Raw genomic sequence first — 17,840 nt, forward strand, 5'->3', positions numbered from 1 at the left:
CGCAATGATTCTTTTATTTCACAACAAGCTCATAACGTGTCTTACTTGTAAAGATTTGACCGGCTTTGAGAATGACTTGGTCTTTGAGGTTACTGTGAATGGCATCTGGTAAAGCTTGCGCTTCAAGGGCAATCCCATTGTGCTGTACCATTGGCTGACCTCTTATGATGACACTCTCATCCACAAAGTTTGCTGTGTAGACTACAAAGCAAGGAGCCTCTGTCTTGAAGAGCAGGAAGCGACCTGAGTTTTGGTCATAAAGGAAACCAGCATTATCATGACCTGCAGGAAGGGCAAATGGATGATCCAAACCAGATACCAGCTGGATTTGCTCATCTTCTTCTGCAAAGATATCCTTCAACAAGGCACCATTGTAGATGTGTTTGACCACATCACGATTGGCATCTGGAGTTTTGGCTGGAACACCGTCGGGAGCGATTGGATAAATGCCCTCTGTGTTTAGTTGGAAGACATGGCGGTCAATGGTCTGCGTGAAATCACCAGACAAGTTGAAATAGCTGTGGTTGGTTGGATTGACCAGCGTATCCTGATCTGTTGTTACCTTGTAGCTGATTTCATAGGCACCAGTTTCTTCCAAGTGATAGCTGATCCAGATTTTGAGATTGCCGGGAAATCCTCCTGTCCCATCTGTACGCTCTGTGTAGAGGGTCAAGCCATGGTCGCTCACTTCAACTCGTTCAAACAAGCTGGAATCCCAACCAGTTGAACCACTGTGGTTACAGTTGCTAGCATTGTTGACTTCCAGATGATAGGTCTTGCTATTCAGCTCAAAGGTCGCACCTGCAATACGGCCCGCCACAGGACCTACGCTAGCTCCATGCTTGGGACTATTGCCTACATAGCTATCAAAATCATCAAAACCCAAAATAACATTGGCAAAATTTCCAGCCTTGTCAGGTGTGACATAGCGCAGGATGGTCGCACCATAAGTCATGACCTCAAGTTGGTAGCCACCGTTCGTCTCAAAACGATAGGCCAAGACATCCTTGCCCTCAACATTTCCAAATACACGCTCTGTATATGCTTTCATTCTGTTCTCCTTTTACTATTTCTCCCAAGCAAACAAACCATAGAAAGCACCTTGACAATCTATGGTTTACTTGTATGATTTACAAACCCCTTTATCAAGAATCTATAAACGCAGTATTACTTTTGATATTCGTGGATGATAACACCTTGTACCACACGGTTTACTGTACCAGTAGGTGATGGTGTGTCTGGTTTATTTTCTACCTTGAGTGAAGTCAATAGGGCAAAGAGTTGGGCATAAACGATGTAAGGGAAGACACGGTAAATATCATTCAAGACACCGCCACAACCAAGGGCAACTTCTTTGACATTTTCAAGACCAAAGGCTTGATCACTCAAAAGCACAACACGGCGAGCAATCTGATCACCAGCAACTTCACGAACCAAGTCCAAGTCGTACTTGCGAGTGTAGTCTGTTGTTGTACCAAAGAGCAAAACAACTGTATTTTCGTTGATAAGAGATTTTGGACCGTGACGGAAGCCGACTGGACTTTCATACATGGTCGCCACTTGGCCAGCTGTTAATTCCAAAATCTTGAGCTGAGCTTCATGAGCAAGCCCAAAGAAAGGACCAGCGCCTAGATAGATGACACGGTTAAAGTCTAGGTCAACAAGTTCTTTGACATCTTCTGCATTGTCTAAAACTTTACGGGCAAGACTAGATACAACTTCAAAACGTTCAGCTTTCACAGCAAATTCTGTAGGATCAAAGACCAAAAGAGCTGTCAACATCATAGAGGTAAAGCTAGAAGTCATGGCAAAGCCAGCATCATTAGAGGCAGCTGGTTGCAAAAGCAAGAGATTGCGCTCATCTCCATGAGCTTGAAGAGCCAATTTACCATCTGCTGCACAAGTAATCGTCACTTGGTAAAGCTCATCCACCAAGGCTTTTGCCAAATCAACAGTCGCCACACTTTCAGGCGAATTTCCACTACGGGCAAAGGAAACAAGGACAGTTGCCACATCTTTTTTCAAATAGGTTTCTGGATTGGCAACGATATCTGTTGTCGCAATAGCATTGAAATTCCATTTGCGTTCGTCATAGACTTCCTTAAAGTAAGGTACCAAGGTATCTCCCACATAAGCAGAAGTCCCCGCACCTGTCAAGATAACCTTGATATAGTCATGTTTATCCGCAATCCCTTGTAGAAAGGCTGCAATTTCTTCACCTTGTGCTTGATAAGATTCAAAAGCTTCTTTCCATACATCAGGCTGTTGGTAAATTTCACGTGTAGTGATTTCTGCACCCAATTCGAGTAAGTCTTCTTTTGTATAATGTAGCATTGAGTTCCTCTTTTTCTATTAAAGATGGGAATGGGAGTAAGCCCCATTCCCATGTATATTCTATATCAGTTATTCTGACGATGTTCACGTTGTCACATGAATTGAATCGAGTTCCAACTAAAATCTTTGGGAAAAAGACCGATTATCGTCGGAGCATCGCTCCATCCTCCTATCGCCTATTTTCCCTGTGATTTTCACGCTGTCACATCGTATACTCAATGAAAATCAAAGAGCAAACTAGGAAACTAGCCGCAGGCTGCTCAAAACACTGTTTTGAGGTTGTGGATAGAACTAACGAAGTCAGTAACCATACCTACGGCAAGGAGACACTAGTATGGTTTGAAGAGATTTTCGAAGAGTATTATTCATCTTCGTCATCATCGAAGCCCGCTAACAGGTCATTGACTTTCACAATGCTTTCTGCAGCACGGTTCTTATAGTCCGCATCTGCGCCTGTAAGGCTCGCATTGATAAATTCAATCACCATTGGAAGATTCATCCCTGCGTAAAGTTCGATGTCACGACCTTCCATAATCAAACGGCTTACCACGTTACATGGTGTTCCACCGAGAAGATCCGCAAAGACTAGAAAATCATCCAATCCTTCAATAGCAGCTTCAAATTTTGCAGTAAATTCTTCTGGCCCATCTTCTGGAAGAAGAGCTACTGTGTAAATGTTGTCTTGTGGGCCCATAATCATTTCTGTGCTACCTTTAAGCTCCTCACAGAAGCGACCATGGCTCACCAAAATTAATGATTTGGTCATAAGGAATTACATTCCAAATGCAAAGTGACCAAGGGCAGAAAGACCTACTGCAAGAGCGATAATGATACCGATAGCTTTAGTAGAAGTCATACCTTTCTTACCAAGCAACCAGAAGATAAAGGCAGTAAAGATTGCTGGAAGCAAACGTGGGAAGATTTGGTTCAAGATGTCTTGGAAATCAATCATCTTTTCACCGATTGGCAACTTGTAAGAAATTTCAAAGTTGATCATTGTTGCTACAAGAGCACCCATCATGAAGACACCAAGTACAGATGCAGCGTCAATCAAAGCTGTCAAGGTACTTTGCATGTTGTTGATAAGGTTAACCCCTTCTTTGTAGGCAAATTCCAACTGTTTCCAACGGAAGATGTCATACGCTACTGCAACTGCAATCCAAAAGAAGATACCCCAAGGTTGGCCAGCGATAGCCATAGTTGCTGCGACTGACCCCATGATAGCAGGTACAAGTGAACCAAAGATTGTATCTCCAAGAGGAGCAAATGGTCCCATCAAACCTGTCTTGATACCGTTAACGGCGTCTTTTGAACCCACACCATCTTTTTCTTCCATGGCAAGGTCAAAACCAGCGATAATGGTATGGAAGAATGGTGAAGTATTGAAGAATTGAGTATGAACTTTCATCATTTCTTTCAATTCAGGAGTTCCATCCCCATACATTTTACGCAATTGAGGCAAGATCATATAAAGGTAACCAGAAGCTTGCATACGTTCGTAGTTCCAACCTAATTGGAAAGTAAACAAGCTACGTTTGTTGATTTGATTAAAATCTTCTTTTGTTAGTTTGTAATTAGAATTCGTCATCTTCGATTTCCCCACTTTCTGATGGTGTAGAAGGTGCTGCTACAGCTACTTTTTGGCTATTTTTGAAGTGAAGCACTGCAAGGAAGATACCTACGATAGAAATACCAATCATAGACAAACCTTTGAAGTTGTTCACGAAACCAATTTTTTCAGCAACTTCAGCAGGAAGAGTACCTACGATACCAGCAACAGCGCCACCAAGACCTGTTACATATGAGTAAAGAACAGTCAACATAGCTGTCAAACCAAATCCCATAGCAAGGTAGTGAAGGTTACGTTTAACTGGAAGGTAACGAAGCAAGATTGCAAATCCAAGACCTGGAAGCATACGTCCTGCGAGTGTCAAACCATCTGCAATCCATTGGTATTCTGTCACTAAGTCTACTACATGTTGTACAAAGGCACCACCAAAAGCAAGCGCAAAGAAGACTGGAAGGGCACGAGATAGAGCCCAAGGAATCGCACCAAGCAGGTAGTTGCGTTCAATACCTTTATAGTCATAGCGTTCGATTGCAGCATCCACACGGTGAGCGAAGAAGGTAGTAGTCATACGACCAAGAACGTCGAAGTAAGTCAAGAGAGCTGCTACTGGTACAGCGATTGTAGTAATTGCAAGCGGTGCATCAATTCCTTGTGAAACAGAGAAGGCTGTCGCAAGAACCGCACCAGAAGTTGCGTCGATACGAGAAGCACCACCGAAGGTACCAACCCCAAGAACGAACAGTTGCAAGTTACCACCGATAAGCAAACCGGTAGTCACATCTCCCATGATTAAACCAGTAATGAAACCAGCAAATACAGGGGAACCTGCAGATGAAACGATCGTCAACTCATCACAGATTTGATAAGCTGAGTACAAAGTGAGAAGTAAAATTTGCCACCATTGTATCATAACAATGACCTCCTAAAAATTTTTTTCCTATTTTAATAAGCTCAAAAAGTCTGAAATTGGATCATTTGGAACCATTTGAGCAGTAAGTTTAACACCTTTTTCTGCCAGTTTGTGGAAATCTTCCACATCCTTGTCCACTACGTTGATAGAACGTGTAATAGAACGAGTTTCTGGTGTTTGAGACATATTCCCAACATTTAGGGTTTCAAGTGGTACACCTGCTTCTACCAAACCAAGGAAGCGGTCTGGCTTACGAGCCACGATAAAGAGACGTTGGCTATCGTATTTACCAGCAAGAATATTGGCTGCGGCTTTCTCAACTGGCAAAATACTCAATTTTACACCTGGTGGTGTCGCAAGTTTCAAACCACTCTTTTCAACGTCATTGTTGACAACTTCGTTATCTACAACCATAATACGTGAAACATTTAGTTTCCCAGCCCAAAGATTGGCTACTTGTCCGTGGATCAAACGTCCATCGATACGGCATCCTACAATTGTCATAAGTTTTCCCCCTTTATATGTTTTAGTGTAGGTTTACGAGTTAAATGAATCTCTTCTTTATATTGACCTTCTGTTTCAAAGATGATGATGCGGTTATCACCTTCCTTGAGATAGCTATGAGGGATATAAAGCGAGAGGGTCGGGCCGACGTTCCAAAAACGTCCTAGATTCTGCCCATTGACAAAGGCAACTCCCTTACCAAACTCAGACAAGTCTAGGTAAGTATCTTTTGGCTCTTGGACTGTAAAGTCATAAGCGTAAAAGGCTGGTTGTCCTTGAGTCCATCCTTTTGAAAAATCAATTTTCTCAGGATTATCTAGTGGGAGTGGATAGTGTTTCCAGTTTAGTAAGAAGTGCAAATCCTTACAAACCCCTGTCCGAATTCCCTTACGTTGCGTATCCGCTAAGAACTTATGACCATAGTTGACACGCCCCATATTTTCTATCAAGACATCAATCCTAGATAACGCTTTCTTTTCGCCTTGATAAAAAATATCTTCCCCAATCTCTGTCTGATATTGGGTTTTGACCCATTGATCATCGACATACAGCTGAGCCCTATCTCGACCATCAATGATACGAAGTCTTTCTTCTTCTGCATCCCAGTTTGTTTCTGTTCGATAGAGTAGGTAGCCATAGCTTTGTCCCAACTCCTCCATCTTTTTAGGATAGAGACTTTCTACTGGACTTGACAAGCTATCCAAGGTTTCAAACAAGGAAACTTTTTCAACCAGTGGAATAGCATCCAACTCCATACTCTCTTTGTAGAGGGGTTCCAACTGCGGATACTCTGGAAAATGTGTTGCCATCATCTTCTTGACTGCCAGATATTTGGCAGTTGGATTTCCTTCTTCATCCAGAAGGGCATCGTAATCATAAGATGTAACTTGTGGCAGGTCCAAGGTTCCTCGAGCTGAGCAACCATTCATGAAGCCAAAGTTTGTACCACCGTGGAACATGTAAAGATTGATGGAACCTTGCTCCAAAACCTCTCGAACTGCATCTGCCAATTCCTTAGGATCCCGTGTGATAATCGGTTCTTTCCAACGATTGAACCAGCCATCCCAGAACTCCATACACATGAGCGGCCATTTCTTGCCATGTTCATCAAAGAATTCCTGCATCTGTGAAAAGTTGTAAGGTGCCTTAGAACCAAAGTTGCCTGTTACAAAGAGATCATCTTCAATTAAGGTTCCCGCTTTTAGAGTAGCTCTCCAAGGACCATCTGATGTAAAGAGAGGACAGGTTACGCCACGCTCTTCCATCAGCTGTCGAATGGCTCTCAGGTAAGCCTTATCTTCTCCGTAAGAACCATACTCATTTTCAACCTGCATCATGAGGATATTGCCACCATTGTCCAACAGATGTGGAACCAATCGTGGTAAGAGCTGATCATAATAGCGACCGACAGCCTCAATATAGGCAGGATCTGAAGAACGAATCCTCATGTCTTTGGTTAAGAGCCAAGCCGGCAAACCACCGAATTCCCACTCCGCACAGATGAAGGGTGACGGACGAACGATAGCGTAGAGACCCAAATCTTGTGCTGTCTGAAGAAACCTCTCCAAATCCAGAGCCCCTTCAAAGTTAAACTCGCCCTCACGAGGCTCGTGTAAATTCCAAGCAACATAAGTCTCTACCGTATTAAAGCCAAGAGCCTTCAAGTTATAGAGCGAATGATACCAATCTTCTGGAGGAACCCTAAAATAATGAATGGCGCCAGATAAAATCTTAAATGATTTTCCATCGAGATAGAAATCATCTCGTATCTCAAATCGTGTCATAAAACTACCTTCTGACCGCGAAAGTTTACGCTTTCATTTGTTGTTATAGCAATTATAAACCAATCTGTTTGAATTGTCAATAGAAATTGTCGGAATATTTGCTAGAATTTTACTATTATACACACGTTCAATTAGTTTCAAACATTTTCAGACCCATTTCAAACGCTCTTTACATTCAGAATATAGAACCTAAAATAATTTTGTATAAAATACATTTATAAAATACGAGCAATCCCTATATAGCTTAATTTTTCAAACTATTATTCTAATTTTTTATTCAAAAGACTACTATTTTTTTCGCTTTTATGGTAAAATTTTCTATGGAGAAGGAAAATAGAGGTAAAAATATGGCAATTCCCAAATATCAATACATAAAAGACGAATTAAAAAATAAAATCATCTCTGGGCAGTTTAGCAGTGGAGATAAATTTTACACTGAAGCAGAACTCATTTCAATGTACGATGTCAGTTCTATCACAGTTGTCCGCGCCTTAAACGACCTTGCTAAAGATGGATATATTGTCCGCCAACAAGGAAAAGGAACCTTCGTTTCACGTGCACGCAAACACAAGCTTGTAGAGTTTTCGGATGTAGAAGTTTTTGAAACTAAAGATGATAAAGTTACCGTCCTTTCTATTGAGCGCGGAAACAAATTAAACTACTTAGAAAAACTTGGGCTACGCGGTGACCAGTTCTACTACAAGATTGAACGTATACGCGCAACGAATGGTGTCGTATACATCTACCACACATCTTACATTCCAGAACAATACATCAACGCAAATTATCCAAATCTTGAATATTATAGCTCTATCTATAACCGTTTCAAATTGGATTACCACATTCATATGAATGATGAACATTTTGAAGAAATCAATGAAATAACATTTCCAACTCCAGAACATGCGGCTTCGGTCCTCGGAGTCGATGAGCAATTCCCAACCGTTTTACAAACCAAGACTACTAAGTTAGAATCCACTGGCCAAGTTCTCGCATACAGCGAAACTTATAAACGAGCGGATTACTACAAGATTAAATTCATCTCATGTGACCGTGATCACTAAGAAGAAAGCCTGAGCCTAATCGCTTGGGCTTTTTTCTATGCTTATTATATGACATAGTAGATTGAAATAGAATATGGACAAATCGATTAGGAAATTCAAATCAATTTCTAGTAATATTTTAGAAGTCACAGTATACTATTCTATATTCAACATATTATAAAATATTGGTTATTTTTTTCAAAAGCACTTTAATAAAAAAGAAACATCGAAGTTCTGCTACTCCAGTAAATAGAGTAATAGAACTTCGATTTTATTTTAATTATCCTAAACCAAGACGTTCAAAGATATCATCCACTCGTTTAGTGTAGTAAAGAGGGTTGAAAATCTCGTCGATTTCCTCTTGTGTGAGGCGTGATGTTACTTCTGGATCTGCTTCCAACAGTGGTTTAAAGTCTACTTGATTATCCCAAGAGTAGGCTGTTTTTGGTTGTACCAAGTCATAGGCTTGCTCACGGGTCATCCCTTTTTCAATCAAAGTCAACATAGCCCGTTGGCTAAAGATCAAACCAAATGTAGAGTTCATGTTGCGAATCATGTTTTCTGGGAAGACCGTCAAGTTCTTGACAATATTTCCAAAGCGGTTGAGCATGTAGTCAATCAAGATAGTTGTATCTGGTGTGATGATGCGCTCAGCTGATGAGTGGGAAATATCGCGTTCGTGCCAGAGAGCAACGTTTTCATAGGCTGTAATCATGTGACCACGGATAACACGCGCCAGACCAGTCATATTTTCAGAACCGATTGGGTTGCGTTTGTGAGGCATTGCTGAAGATCCTTTTTGCCCTTTAGCAAAAAATTCTTCTACTTCTCGTTGTTCTGATTTTTGCAAACCACGAATCTCAGTCGCCATACGCTCGATTGAAGTCGCGATGCTAGCAAGAACTGCAAAGTACTCAGCGTGAAGGTCACGAGGAAGGACTTGTGTAGAAATTTCTTGGGCACGGATACCCAATTTGTCGCAGACGTATTGCTCAACGAATGGTGGGATGTTGGCGAAGTTTCCAACCGCACCAGAAATCTTACCAGCTTCCACACCAGCAGCCGCATGCTCAAAACGCTCGATATTGCGCTTCATTTCACTATACCAAGTCGCCAATTTAAGACCAAAGGTTGTCGGCTCAGCGTGCACACCGTGGGTACGACCCATCATGATGGTAAACTTGTGCTCCTTAGCCTTATCAGCGATGATGTTGGTGAAATTTTCAAGGTCACGACGGATGATGTCGTTGGCCTGCTTGTAAAGGTAACCGTAGGCCGTGTCCACCACGTCAGTAGAAGTCAAGCCATAGTGGACCCACTTGCGCTCTTCACCAAGCGTCTCAGAAACCGCACGCGTGAAAGCCACCACGTCATGACGAGTCTCCTGCTCAATTTCCAAAATACGGTCGATGTCAAAGTCCGCTTTCTCGCGGATCAAAGCCACATCTTCCTTAGGGATTTCCCCCAACTCAGCCCATGCCTCGTCAGCCAAGATTTCCACCTCAAGCCAAGCACGGTATTTATTTTCTTCACTCCAAATATTCGCCATCTCAGGGCGAGAGTAACGGTCGATCATTGTTGTTTCTCCTTAAAAATCTTTTTTATCTATGAGGCTCAGGAAACTTTGCATTATTAGATGCTAAATTAGGGTTTGTAGAAAATAAAATTAGGAAGTAATAATCCTTTGATTACTCTAATCAGCTATCATGCAAACTTCAACCATTGCAATAAGTCAAATGGTATGATTCTCTTATTCTAAAATCTCACACTTCCATTGTTCAAGTCTATTTTCCGCATTTGATACACCCTCTAAATGTTTTAAAACATGTAAATCATCTAAAAGATAAAGCAAAACTAGTAAATCTCTAGCTGTTTTTTTTCGTTCTTCATCAGAAATGGTATCAAAGAAATCAATACTCAAAGTTTTAACCGGATCCTTAAAATGACTTTCACCGTTTAAAACCAGTCTATACATAAGATTCTCAAAATAAGTTCTGTATTCTTTATCAATTTTTTCAACAATTAAAGGATCTGTTGTTAGCTCGGCAATTCCCTTCTTATAATTAAAACTACCATAGGCTTCTAAAATTTTTCTCATTGCATTCCCAACAAAACTTTCCGAAGTAGGTGTACTATTTCCCAATGCATAACCGAAGACTATTTCAAGTAGTTCTGTATAATCGTGAGTACTAGTTTTGAATTCTTGTAATTTACCAGAAACCAATTCTAACTTCTTGTATTTAGATTTTTGTCCACCTTCCTCTTCTTTACAGGATTCCATTATCTCTTTCAAAAAGATATCAAAGTCATATATTGTTTGTTTATCATGGGTCATTAGTAAAACTCTAGTATTACTATTCCCCTTAAAAAATCTAGTTAAACAGTATTTTAAATACGAGGTTATTCCAACTTTATTTTCCATATCAAAACTAGAAATTGGATCGTCAATAACAATAAAATATTCATGACTATAAGCATCTGCTAACTCTCTCTGTTGAATTATCTCAGTAAAGAAATAACATAATGCCAGCGCATTTCGTTCCCCTACGGAAACCCTACTGGGGACCACAGACTTACCTCTTGATAACAGATAGTATTTTCCGTTTTGATTCTGTATAGCTAACCGATTTTTTGAAAAAAATATGTAATTTAAACTTTTATTAATTTCATCAACTGCAATATCTATATTAAGTTTCTTGTCTTCTAAATCAGAAATCTGCTTTTCATAATCCTTTACTCGTTTACTACTGCTATTATAATTATTTTCACAAATTGCTTTTTTATTTGTTTTCTCTTGAAACTTTTTGTATGCATCTTGAATTTCATAAAAAGCTAATTCATTATTTATTTGAAGGAGATCTACTTTTAACTTTTGAATATCCGAGATTTCTGAATTATGTTTGATAATTGCTTGGTTAATTTTTTCAATATCATGCTCTGCTTGACTTAATTCTTGAGAAAAGCTTATATTAGGTAACTCAACTATATTATATGGATTATCAATCTTCTTATCGATTATTGAGTTAATTTCGTTAAATTTAGCATTCAAAGCATTAATACTATTTTGATAAGACTGAATTAATATTGGATCTATCTGTTCATAACCAGAAAAATCTTGATTAATCTCATCAATTTTTTTACCTCTCAATGCGGATTGGTGTTCTTCGACTGCTCTTGATAGTAGTTTAGTTATGCCATTCGTGAGTTCAACTTTAACATCTTCTGATACTGATTGAGTACAGAAAGGACATTTTTTTTGATGTTCATCTTCAAAGAAATCTTTAACTTCTCTCAAATGACGTTCACCTTTTGTGGAATCAGATAATAATGTCAGTAAATACTTATCCCTAGAATTCAACTCAGGTTCTTCGATTTTTTCAGACAATAAAGTTGATAATTCATTGCTATCAAAATTAATATCAGGTAAAGATAGTTCATTATTTATAGTAACTGCGGAATCTCTTATTGAAAAATATCTAGCTTTTTTATTGTTGAATTCAACCTCTAACTCATTTTTATCTAAGATTGGTTGTAAATCAACAAAATTTTGAAAGGTATTATTATGAACGGGAGATGCAGCTCGATTTCCTTTTATCTCCCTATCTCTTTCGGCCCAGTTGCCTACTCCTTTCAAAGAATCTGTCATTTCCTTTTTCCAAAAGTCTGGAGATTTTTCATTTTTTTCATCTAAATATTCTTCATATTCAGCATAATAATCTTGAGATTCAATTTGTGATTCTGATAACTGCGTTCTTAATCTATCCAGTTCCTCATCGATATCAACCTGTTCACCTAAAATTACAATTGTATCTAACCCTTCTTGAGCAATTTTGACTTTCTGATCAACATAGTGTTCATTGAAAACAAATATCGATTTTCGTTCAGTATCACTAAGTACAATATTATTATTATTTTTATCAATAAATGATACTCTATCTGTTCCAAACTCACCATTTTTTAATTGATTTATTCCTCGAGCAATGGTACTTTTCCCTGAACCATTCCTTCCAAACAATAAACTTGCCCTATCGTTTTGTACTGGATTTGTTCCCTCAAAATTTCCTTCAAAGAGTTCTAATTTTGTTTCATCTTCAAAAATACCTGATTTTATATTAATTCCTTTAATTTTTTCAAACATTTTTTCTTTAGACCCCTCTCCCCTAAAACTCTCCCACACTATCTGGTTCATCACTAAATAAAGTCACATGTCCCATCTTGCGGTTGTGCTTCGCTTCTATTTTACCATACATGTGGAGGTGGGCGCTTGGATTTTCTGTGACATATTTTTCAGCAGCTTCGACATGCTGGCCGAGGACATTGAGCATGACGACTGGAGCATGCAGTTTGATAGCTGGCAATGGTGCCCCCAGAACACCCAGAATATGGGCATCAAACTGGGAGAAGTCGCAAGCTTCAATAGAGTAGTGCCCAGAGTTGTGTGGTCGTGGGGCAATCTCGTTGACAATGATATCATCAGCTGTCGCAAACATTTCCACGCAAAGGGTTCCAGACAAGTTGAGTTGCTCAGCGATTCTCACTGCCATAGCTTTGGCTTTCTCGGCTAAACTTTCAGAAATGCGAGCAGGCACAATAGTTTTTGAAAGGATATTGTTTCGGTGGATATTTTCCTGAACTGGGAAAACCGTCACGTCCTTGCCATTTCCTGATACAATGACAGAAATTTCAAGGTCAAAATTGACAAATTCTTCCAAAACACAGTCTGCTGAATCGGCTAGTGCATTGGCTTCTTCCAAGTCTTCTGCCGAGCGAATGACCTTTTGTCCATGGCCATCATAACCACCTGTTGCCGTCTTGAGGACATAGTTTTTCGACAGGTCGATATCTGCCAAGTCTTGGCTAGAAGTCACAACCTTGTAAGGTGCTACAGTGACTTGAGCCTTGTTTGAGAGGAAGTCTTTCTCAAAGATCCGGTTTTGGGAGATGCGAAGCAGGTCGGTCCCTTGAGGGAGTTGCCCATCCTTGATAACAGCATCAAGACCGTCAGCATCTACATTCTCAAATTCATAAGTCAGGACATCGCAACGCTCAGCTAGCTGACGAAGGGCATCCACATCGTTATAAGGCGCCACAATGATTTCCGCCACACGAGAGGCTGGGCAATCCGCAGCAGGATCCAGCGCAATGACCTTGTGCCCCATATAGATAGTTGAGATCGCCATCATCTGACCCAGCTGACCGCCACCGATAATTCCGATTGTTTTAGATGAGCTCATTGGTAGACTCCTCTGCGATTTTTCCTTGTTCTTCTGCAAAATCTGCCAAAGCTGTCGCGATAGCTTGATCCTCTACTGAAAGAAGACGGAGGGCGAAGAGAGCCGCATTTGTCGCACCAGCTTCACCGATAGCCATTGTCGCAACAGGCACCCCACCCGGCATCTGAACGATAGAATAGAGTGAATCCACTCCACTAAGAGCACGAGATTTGACTGGCACACCAATGACTGGAAGGGTTGTTTTAGCAGCGACCATACCTGGCAAATGGGCTGCACCTCCAGCACCTGCGATGATAACCTTGATGCCACGACTACGAGCTTCTTCGGCATGTTGGAACATGAGGTCTGGTGTACGGTGGGCAGAGACAACTTTCTTTTCGTAGGCTACACCGAAGCGGTCTAAGACTTCTGCTGTTTTTTGCATGGTTGCCCAGTCAGATTTTGAGCCCATGATGATGGAAATTACTGGTTTAGTCATAATTTTTTCTCCAACTAATTCAATTTGTTATATAATTTTGAAAGTTGTTTTTGTAAACTTTTCTTAAATAAATCATCAAATTTTATACACTTTTTATTTAATTCTTGTCTGAACTCTTCATATTCATCAGAATCTTCAATTATCAAGTCTTTATTTTTAATATACTCAATTATCAATTCAGTTAACTCATTATATGAATCATCTATTCTAAATTCTTCATCCAGTAAAAATTTTATAGCATCATATTGCTGTCTTGAATATGTAGCAGTTTTGGATAGATTACGTATATCTAATTTAGAAAATTCTTCAAGATAAGATTGATAAAAATCATAAAGTTTCTCATATCTAAGTATTACAATTTTATCTAACCTATTTTTATAGAATGATCTTATTGAAAACATTGCTTGATAAATTGCAATGAAAGCAGTTAAAAAACTAGTGATAATTGCTATATTTTCTGTCGAAAAATTCATGAAAAATCTCTTTTCTGGTTTATTTTATCGCCTTACTTCCGATATCTGTTCGGTAAAAGAGGCCTTCTGTTTTTTGTTGGGAGAGTTCTTGGTAGATGGTTTCTTGGGCTTCTTTGACGGTATCTGCTGTGGTAACGAGCATATAGACTCGTCCGCCGTTGGATAGCAGTGCTCTGCTATTTTCCGCAAACTTAGCACCTGCATAGTAGGTGATGATGTCGCCATCGGTTTTGGCTGGAAGCTTGATACCCTTCTCATAAGCCAGTGGGTAACCGTTTGATGCGACAACCACACCCAGAGTCACACCCTTGTCCGTCCAAGTGATGGCTGGTTCTTTACCTTCCAAAATATTAGTAATATTTTGCGCAAAGTCAGATGTCAAACGAGGCAAGATAATCTGTGTTTCAGGATCTCCAAAGCGAGCATTGAACTCGATGACTTTAGGACCTTCTGCTGTCAGGATAAGCCCTGCGTAGAGGATGCCAAGATACGGACGGCCTTCTTTGATCATCCCTTCAAGAACTGGCTTGACAATAGTCTCAACCGCTGTGTCAACTACACTCTGTGGCAAGTGTGGAACTGGCGCATAGGCACCCATACCACCCGTGTTAGGCCCTTTGTCGCCATCATAGACACGTTTGTGGTCTTGCGCTGTCGGCATGATATAGAACTTGTCGCCATTGACAAAGACAAAGAGTGAAAATTCCTCTCCTTCAAGGAATTCCTCAATAACTACACGTGCACCGGAGTCACCAAATTTATTGTCCAAAAGCATCTCATGAGCGGCTTCGACCGCTTGCTCAACCGTCTTAGCAACGACGACACCCTTCCCAAGCGCCAAGCCATCCGCCTTGACCACGATAGGAGCTCCCTGCTTTTCGATATAGGCCTTGGCTTCCTCAAAGTCCGAGAATGTGCCATAGGCTGCTGTCGAAACGCCATATTTGACCATGATTTCCTTAGCAAAATCCTTGGACCACTCCAGCTCAGCTGCCAATCTTGTCGGACCAAAGGCTTTGAGACCAGCTGCATGGAAATCATCCACGATACCAGCCGCAAGGGCGTCATCTGGCCCGATAAAGGACCAAGCAATATCGTTGGCCTTTGCGAAGTCAATCAATTTAAAATGTTCGGAAATAGAGATATTTACCAATTCCAGACTATCCAGAGTCATCCCATCATTCCCAGGAGCTACAAATACTTTTTCAACGTCTTTTGACTCAAGCAACTTCTTAGCAATCGCATGTTCACGACCACCCGAACCGACAACTAACAGCTTCATCTTGTTACCTCTTTTGCGAATTATTTAATAACATTATACCACAAACGTTCGCTTTAATCTTGTTTCACTCCGCATTTTTACGCAAAAAAGGAAAGAAACTGTTCTCTTCCCTTTAACGTTCTTAATGTCTAAAATGTCTCACGCCTGTGAAGACCATGGTCAAGCCATACTTGTCAGCGGCTTCGATAGACTCTTGGTCACGGACGGATCCACCCGGCTGGATGATGGCCCTGATCCCTGCTTTGGCGATTTCTTCCACATTATCCGCAAATGGGAAGAAGGCATCCGAAGCAAGGACAGCGCCATCCAGACGATCCTTGGCTTGGTCGATGGTAATACGAACGGAGGCCACACGGTTGGTTTGACCTGGGCCAACACCCAGTGTCATATGGTCATTGGTGATGATGATACCATTTGATTTGACGTACTTGATAGCTTTCCAAGCGAACTCAAGAGCAGTCGCTTCTGTCTCAGTTGGCTGGCGTTTGGTCACCACTTGCCAGTCAGCTGGGCTTTCTTTGACCACGTCTTGGTTTTGTACCAGAAGTCCACCGACAACACCTGTGTATTCTGCTTCCACTTCGCTAGCCTCTTGAGCATCAAATGGCAAGGCAAGGATACGCAAGTTTTTCTTTTTATTAGTCAAAATAGCTAGCGCTTCATCCGTATAGCTTGGTGCGATGATGATTTCAAGGAAAACACCATGCATCTTTTCAGCTGTCGCAGCATCCACCTCACGGTTAAGAACAACGATACCACCAAAGATAGACACTGGGTCAGACTCATAAGCGTAGTCCCAAGCAGTCTCAATGTCATCAGCCTGACCAATACCGCATGGATTCATGTGTTTGAGAGCCACAACGGTTGGACGGTCTTTGAAGTCACGGATGATACGGATAGCAGCATCCGCATCACGGATATTGTTGAATGACAATTCTTTACCGTTGAGCTGTTTGGCTGATGCAATTGAGTAGTCTGTCGGCAAAGCTTTTTGGTAGAAGTCCGCATCCTGTTGAGGATTTTCACCGTAACGCATAGCCTGCTTAAGGTCATAGGTCAAAGTGAGTTTTTCAGGTTTGCTTTCTCCGACTTGAGCTGTAAAATACTCTGCAATCAAGGCGTCATAAGCCGCTGTGTGACGGAAAACTTTGGCTGCCAAACGTTGACGGGTTTCGTAAGTGGTTTCGCCGTTGGCTGACAATTCGTCAAGAACTACAGCATAATCCTCTGGATCTACGACAACTGTTACGCTGGCGTGGTTCTTCGCTGCTGAACGAAGCATAGATGGCCCACCAATGTCAATGTTTTCCACTGCATCAGCGTAAGTCACATCTGGTTTGAGGATGGTTTCCTTAAATGGGTAAAGGTTGACCACAACTAGGTCAATAAGCTCAATTTGATTATCCTTAGCTGCTTCCAAGTGACTATCAAGGTCACGACGAGCGAGTAATCCACCGTGAATATTTGGGTGAAGCGTCTTGACACGACCGTCCATCATTTCTGGAAAACCGGTCACATCATCAATCGCAATGGTATCTACCCCAGCATTGTCAAGGGCAACCTTTGTCCCACCTGTCGAGATGATGTCCCAACCAAGTTTTTTTAGTTCTTGGGCAAATTCAACAATGCCCGCTTTGTCTGAGACGCTGATTAAGGCGCGTTTAGTCATTATATTCTCCTTTTTAATCATTAGTTAAACACCAATTAAATGCAGTAACAGTAAAACAAGATAAGCAAAACCAAGGCTAAGCATACCTAAGATATTGACCCATTTTCTAGTCTGTGATTTGAACACTCTTATAAACATTTGGTAAATCAGCAAGCCTACACAAACACCTAGCGTATTTAAAGCCAAATCCGTTATATCTGTTATACCTATTGCTAAAATATACTGTAAGCACTCAAACAATAAACTAATCAAGAAACCTGTCCCGACTATTCTTAAACTAGATAAATTAGTTTTTATCAGAGGGAAACAAACACCTAATGGAATAAAGGAAATCAAATTAAATAACATTTCAGCAAAAACAATTTTTCCATCTACTATTAGTGGTTCTGAAAATGGAATCCAATTGATGTACCTTGGAGCTAAGAAAAATGCTATAAATTCAGGATTAGTTTCAAACTTAAATAAGATTCCCCAAGTTAATAACATCAGATAGACATAAAATACATATCGAGTTGTTTTTTTAGATTCTAACATTACAAATACCTCCGTTTGAAGCCGT

16 protein-coding genes are annotated in these 17,840 nt (G+C 40.6%); 1 reads left to right on the forward strand and 15 read right to left on the reverse strand.

Annotated features, from left to right (window positions below):
* Nucleotides 1–13: 13 nt before the first annotated feature.
* The 7 genes from HT679_RS07700 to HT679_RS07730 form a co-directional block, all read right to left on the reverse strand.
* The gene (locus HT679_RS07700; protein ID WP_173213929.1) at nucleotides 14–1,051 is read right to left on the reverse strand and encodes an aldose epimerase family protein; all 1,038 of its coding nucleotides are present in this window, start codon (nucleotides 1,049–1,051) and stop codon (nucleotides 14–16) included.
* Between the two features lie 116 nt (nucleotides 1,052–1,167).
* On the reverse strand, nucleotides 1,168–2,334 hold the full coding sequence (locus HT679_RS07705; protein ID WP_173213931.1) for an SIS domain-containing protein: 1,167 nt from the start codon (nucleotides 2,332–2,334) through the stop codon (nucleotides 1,168–1,170).
* A gap of 361 nt (nucleotides 2,335–2,695) precedes the next feature.
* Nucleotides 2,696–3,100, reverse strand: coding sequence for a PTS sugar transporter subunit IIA (locus HT679_RS07710; protein WP_078706327.1), 405 nt, complete (start codon nucleotides 3,098–3,100; stop codon nucleotides 2,696–2,698).
* A 6-nt stretch (nucleotides 3,101–3,106) separates the two neighbouring features.
* A complete protein-coding gene (locus tag HT679_RS07715; protein ID WP_173213933.1) occupies nucleotides 3,107–3,922 on the reverse strand; it encodes a PTS system mannose/fructose/sorbose family transporter subunit IID in 816 nt (271 codons plus the stop codon).
* Entirely contained in the window at nucleotides 3,909–4,814 is a 906-nt protein-coding gene (locus HT679_RS07720; protein ID WP_000617004.1) for a PTS mannose/fructose/sorbose/N-acetylgalactosamine transporter subunit IIC, read from the reverse strand. Before HT679_RS07720 ends, HT679_RS07715 begins: the two co-directional genes overlap by 14 nt.
* Nucleotides 4,815–4,841: 27 nt before the next feature.
* Nucleotides 4,842–5,318, reverse strand: coding sequence for a PTS system mannose/fructose/N-acetylgalactosamine-transporter subunit IIB (locus tag HT679_RS07725; protein WP_050289171.1), 477 nt, complete (start codon nucleotides 5,316–5,318; stop codon nucleotides 4,842–4,844).
* A complete protein-coding gene (locus tag HT679_RS07730) occupies nucleotides 5,315–7,102 on the reverse strand; it encodes a beta-galactosidase (protein WP_173213935.1) in 1,788 nt (595 codons plus the stop codon). Before HT679_RS07730 ends, HT679_RS07725 begins: the two co-directional genes overlap by 4 nt.
* Nucleotides 7,103–7,449: 347 nt before the next feature.
* On the opposite strand from HT679_RS07730, the gene HT679_RS07735 reads away from it, so the two are divergent.
* Nucleotides 7,450–8,166 carry a GntR family transcriptional regulator gene (locus HT679_RS07735; protein WP_001007208.1) on the forward strand — a complete coding sequence of 239 codons (717 nt, stop codon included), beginning with the start codon at nucleotides 7,450–7,452 and terminating at the stop codon, nucleotides 8,164–8,166.
* Between the two features lie 259 nt (nucleotides 8,167–8,425).
* On the opposite strand, the gene purB is transcribed toward HT679_RS07735, so the two are convergent.
* The 8 genes from purB to HT679_RS07775 all read right to left on the reverse strand — a co-directional run bounded on the left by purB (nucleotide 8,426) and on the right by HT679_RS07775 (nucleotide 17,815).
* On the reverse strand, nucleotides 8,426–9,721 hold the full coding sequence (purB, locus tag HT679_RS07740) for an adenylosuccinate lyase (protein WP_033688008.1): 1,296 nt from the start codon (nucleotides 9,719–9,721) through the stop codon (nucleotides 8,426–8,428).
* A 174-nt stretch (nucleotides 9,722–9,895) separates the two neighbouring features.
* Nucleotides 9,896–12,283, reverse strand: coding sequence for an AAA family ATPase (locus tag HT679_RS07745; RefSeq protein WP_173213937.1), 2,388 nt, complete (start codon nucleotides 12,281–12,283; stop codon nucleotides 9,896–9,898).
* 22 nt (nucleotides 12,284–12,305) lie between these two features.
* The gene (gene purK / locus HT679_RS07750; RefSeq protein ID WP_173213939.1) at nucleotides 12,306–13,379 is read right to left on the reverse strand and encodes a 5-(carboxyamino)imidazole ribonucleotide synthase; all 1,074 of its coding nucleotides are present in this window, start codon (nucleotides 13,377–13,379) and stop codon (nucleotides 12,306–12,308) included.
* The gene (gene purE, locus HT679_RS07755; protein ID WP_038804287.1) at nucleotides 13,366–13,857 is read right to left on the reverse strand and encodes a 5-(carboxyamino)imidazole ribonucleotide mutase; all 492 of its coding nucleotides are present in this window, start codon (nucleotides 13,855–13,857) and stop codon (nucleotides 13,366–13,368) included. Before purE ends, purK begins: the two co-directional genes overlap by 14 nt.
* 14 nt (nucleotides 13,858–13,871) lie before the next feature.
* Nucleotides 13,872–14,330 carry a hypothetical protein gene (locus HT679_RS07760; protein ID WP_173213941.1) on the reverse strand — a complete coding sequence of 153 codons (459 nt, stop codon included), beginning with the start codon at nucleotides 14,328–14,330 and terminating at the stop codon, nucleotides 13,872–13,874.
* A gap of 19 nt (nucleotides 14,331–14,349) precedes the next feature.
* Nucleotides 14,350–15,612: a phosphoribosylamine--glycine ligase gene (purD, locus tag HT679_RS07765; protein WP_173213943.1), complete on the reverse strand. Its 1,263-nt coding sequence runs from the start codon at nucleotides 15,610–15,612 to the stop codon at nucleotides 14,350–14,352.
* A gap of 121 nt (nucleotides 15,613–15,733) precedes the next feature.
* Complete coding sequence (gene purH / locus HT679_RS07770) at nucleotides 15,734–17,281, reverse strand: bifunctional phosphoribosylaminoimidazolecarboxamide formyltransferase/IMP cyclohydrolase (protein WP_173213945.1); 1,548 nt, start codon at nucleotides 17,279–17,281, stop codon at nucleotides 15,734–15,736.
* 24 nt (nucleotides 17,282–17,305) lie between these two features.
* Nucleotides 17,306–17,815, reverse strand: a complete 510-nt coding sequence (locus HT679_RS07775; protein ID WP_050391181.1) for a VanZ family protein — start codon at nucleotides 17,813–17,815, stop codon at nucleotides 17,306–17,308.
* Nucleotides 17,816–17,840 lie beyond the last annotated feature (25 nt).

Origin of the sequence: Streptococcus sp. 4886, from assembly GCF_013276485.1 — a bacterium.
In the GTDB taxonomy this organism is placed as follows: domain Bacteria; phylum Bacillota; class Bacilli; order Lactobacillales; family Streptococcaceae; genus Streptococcus.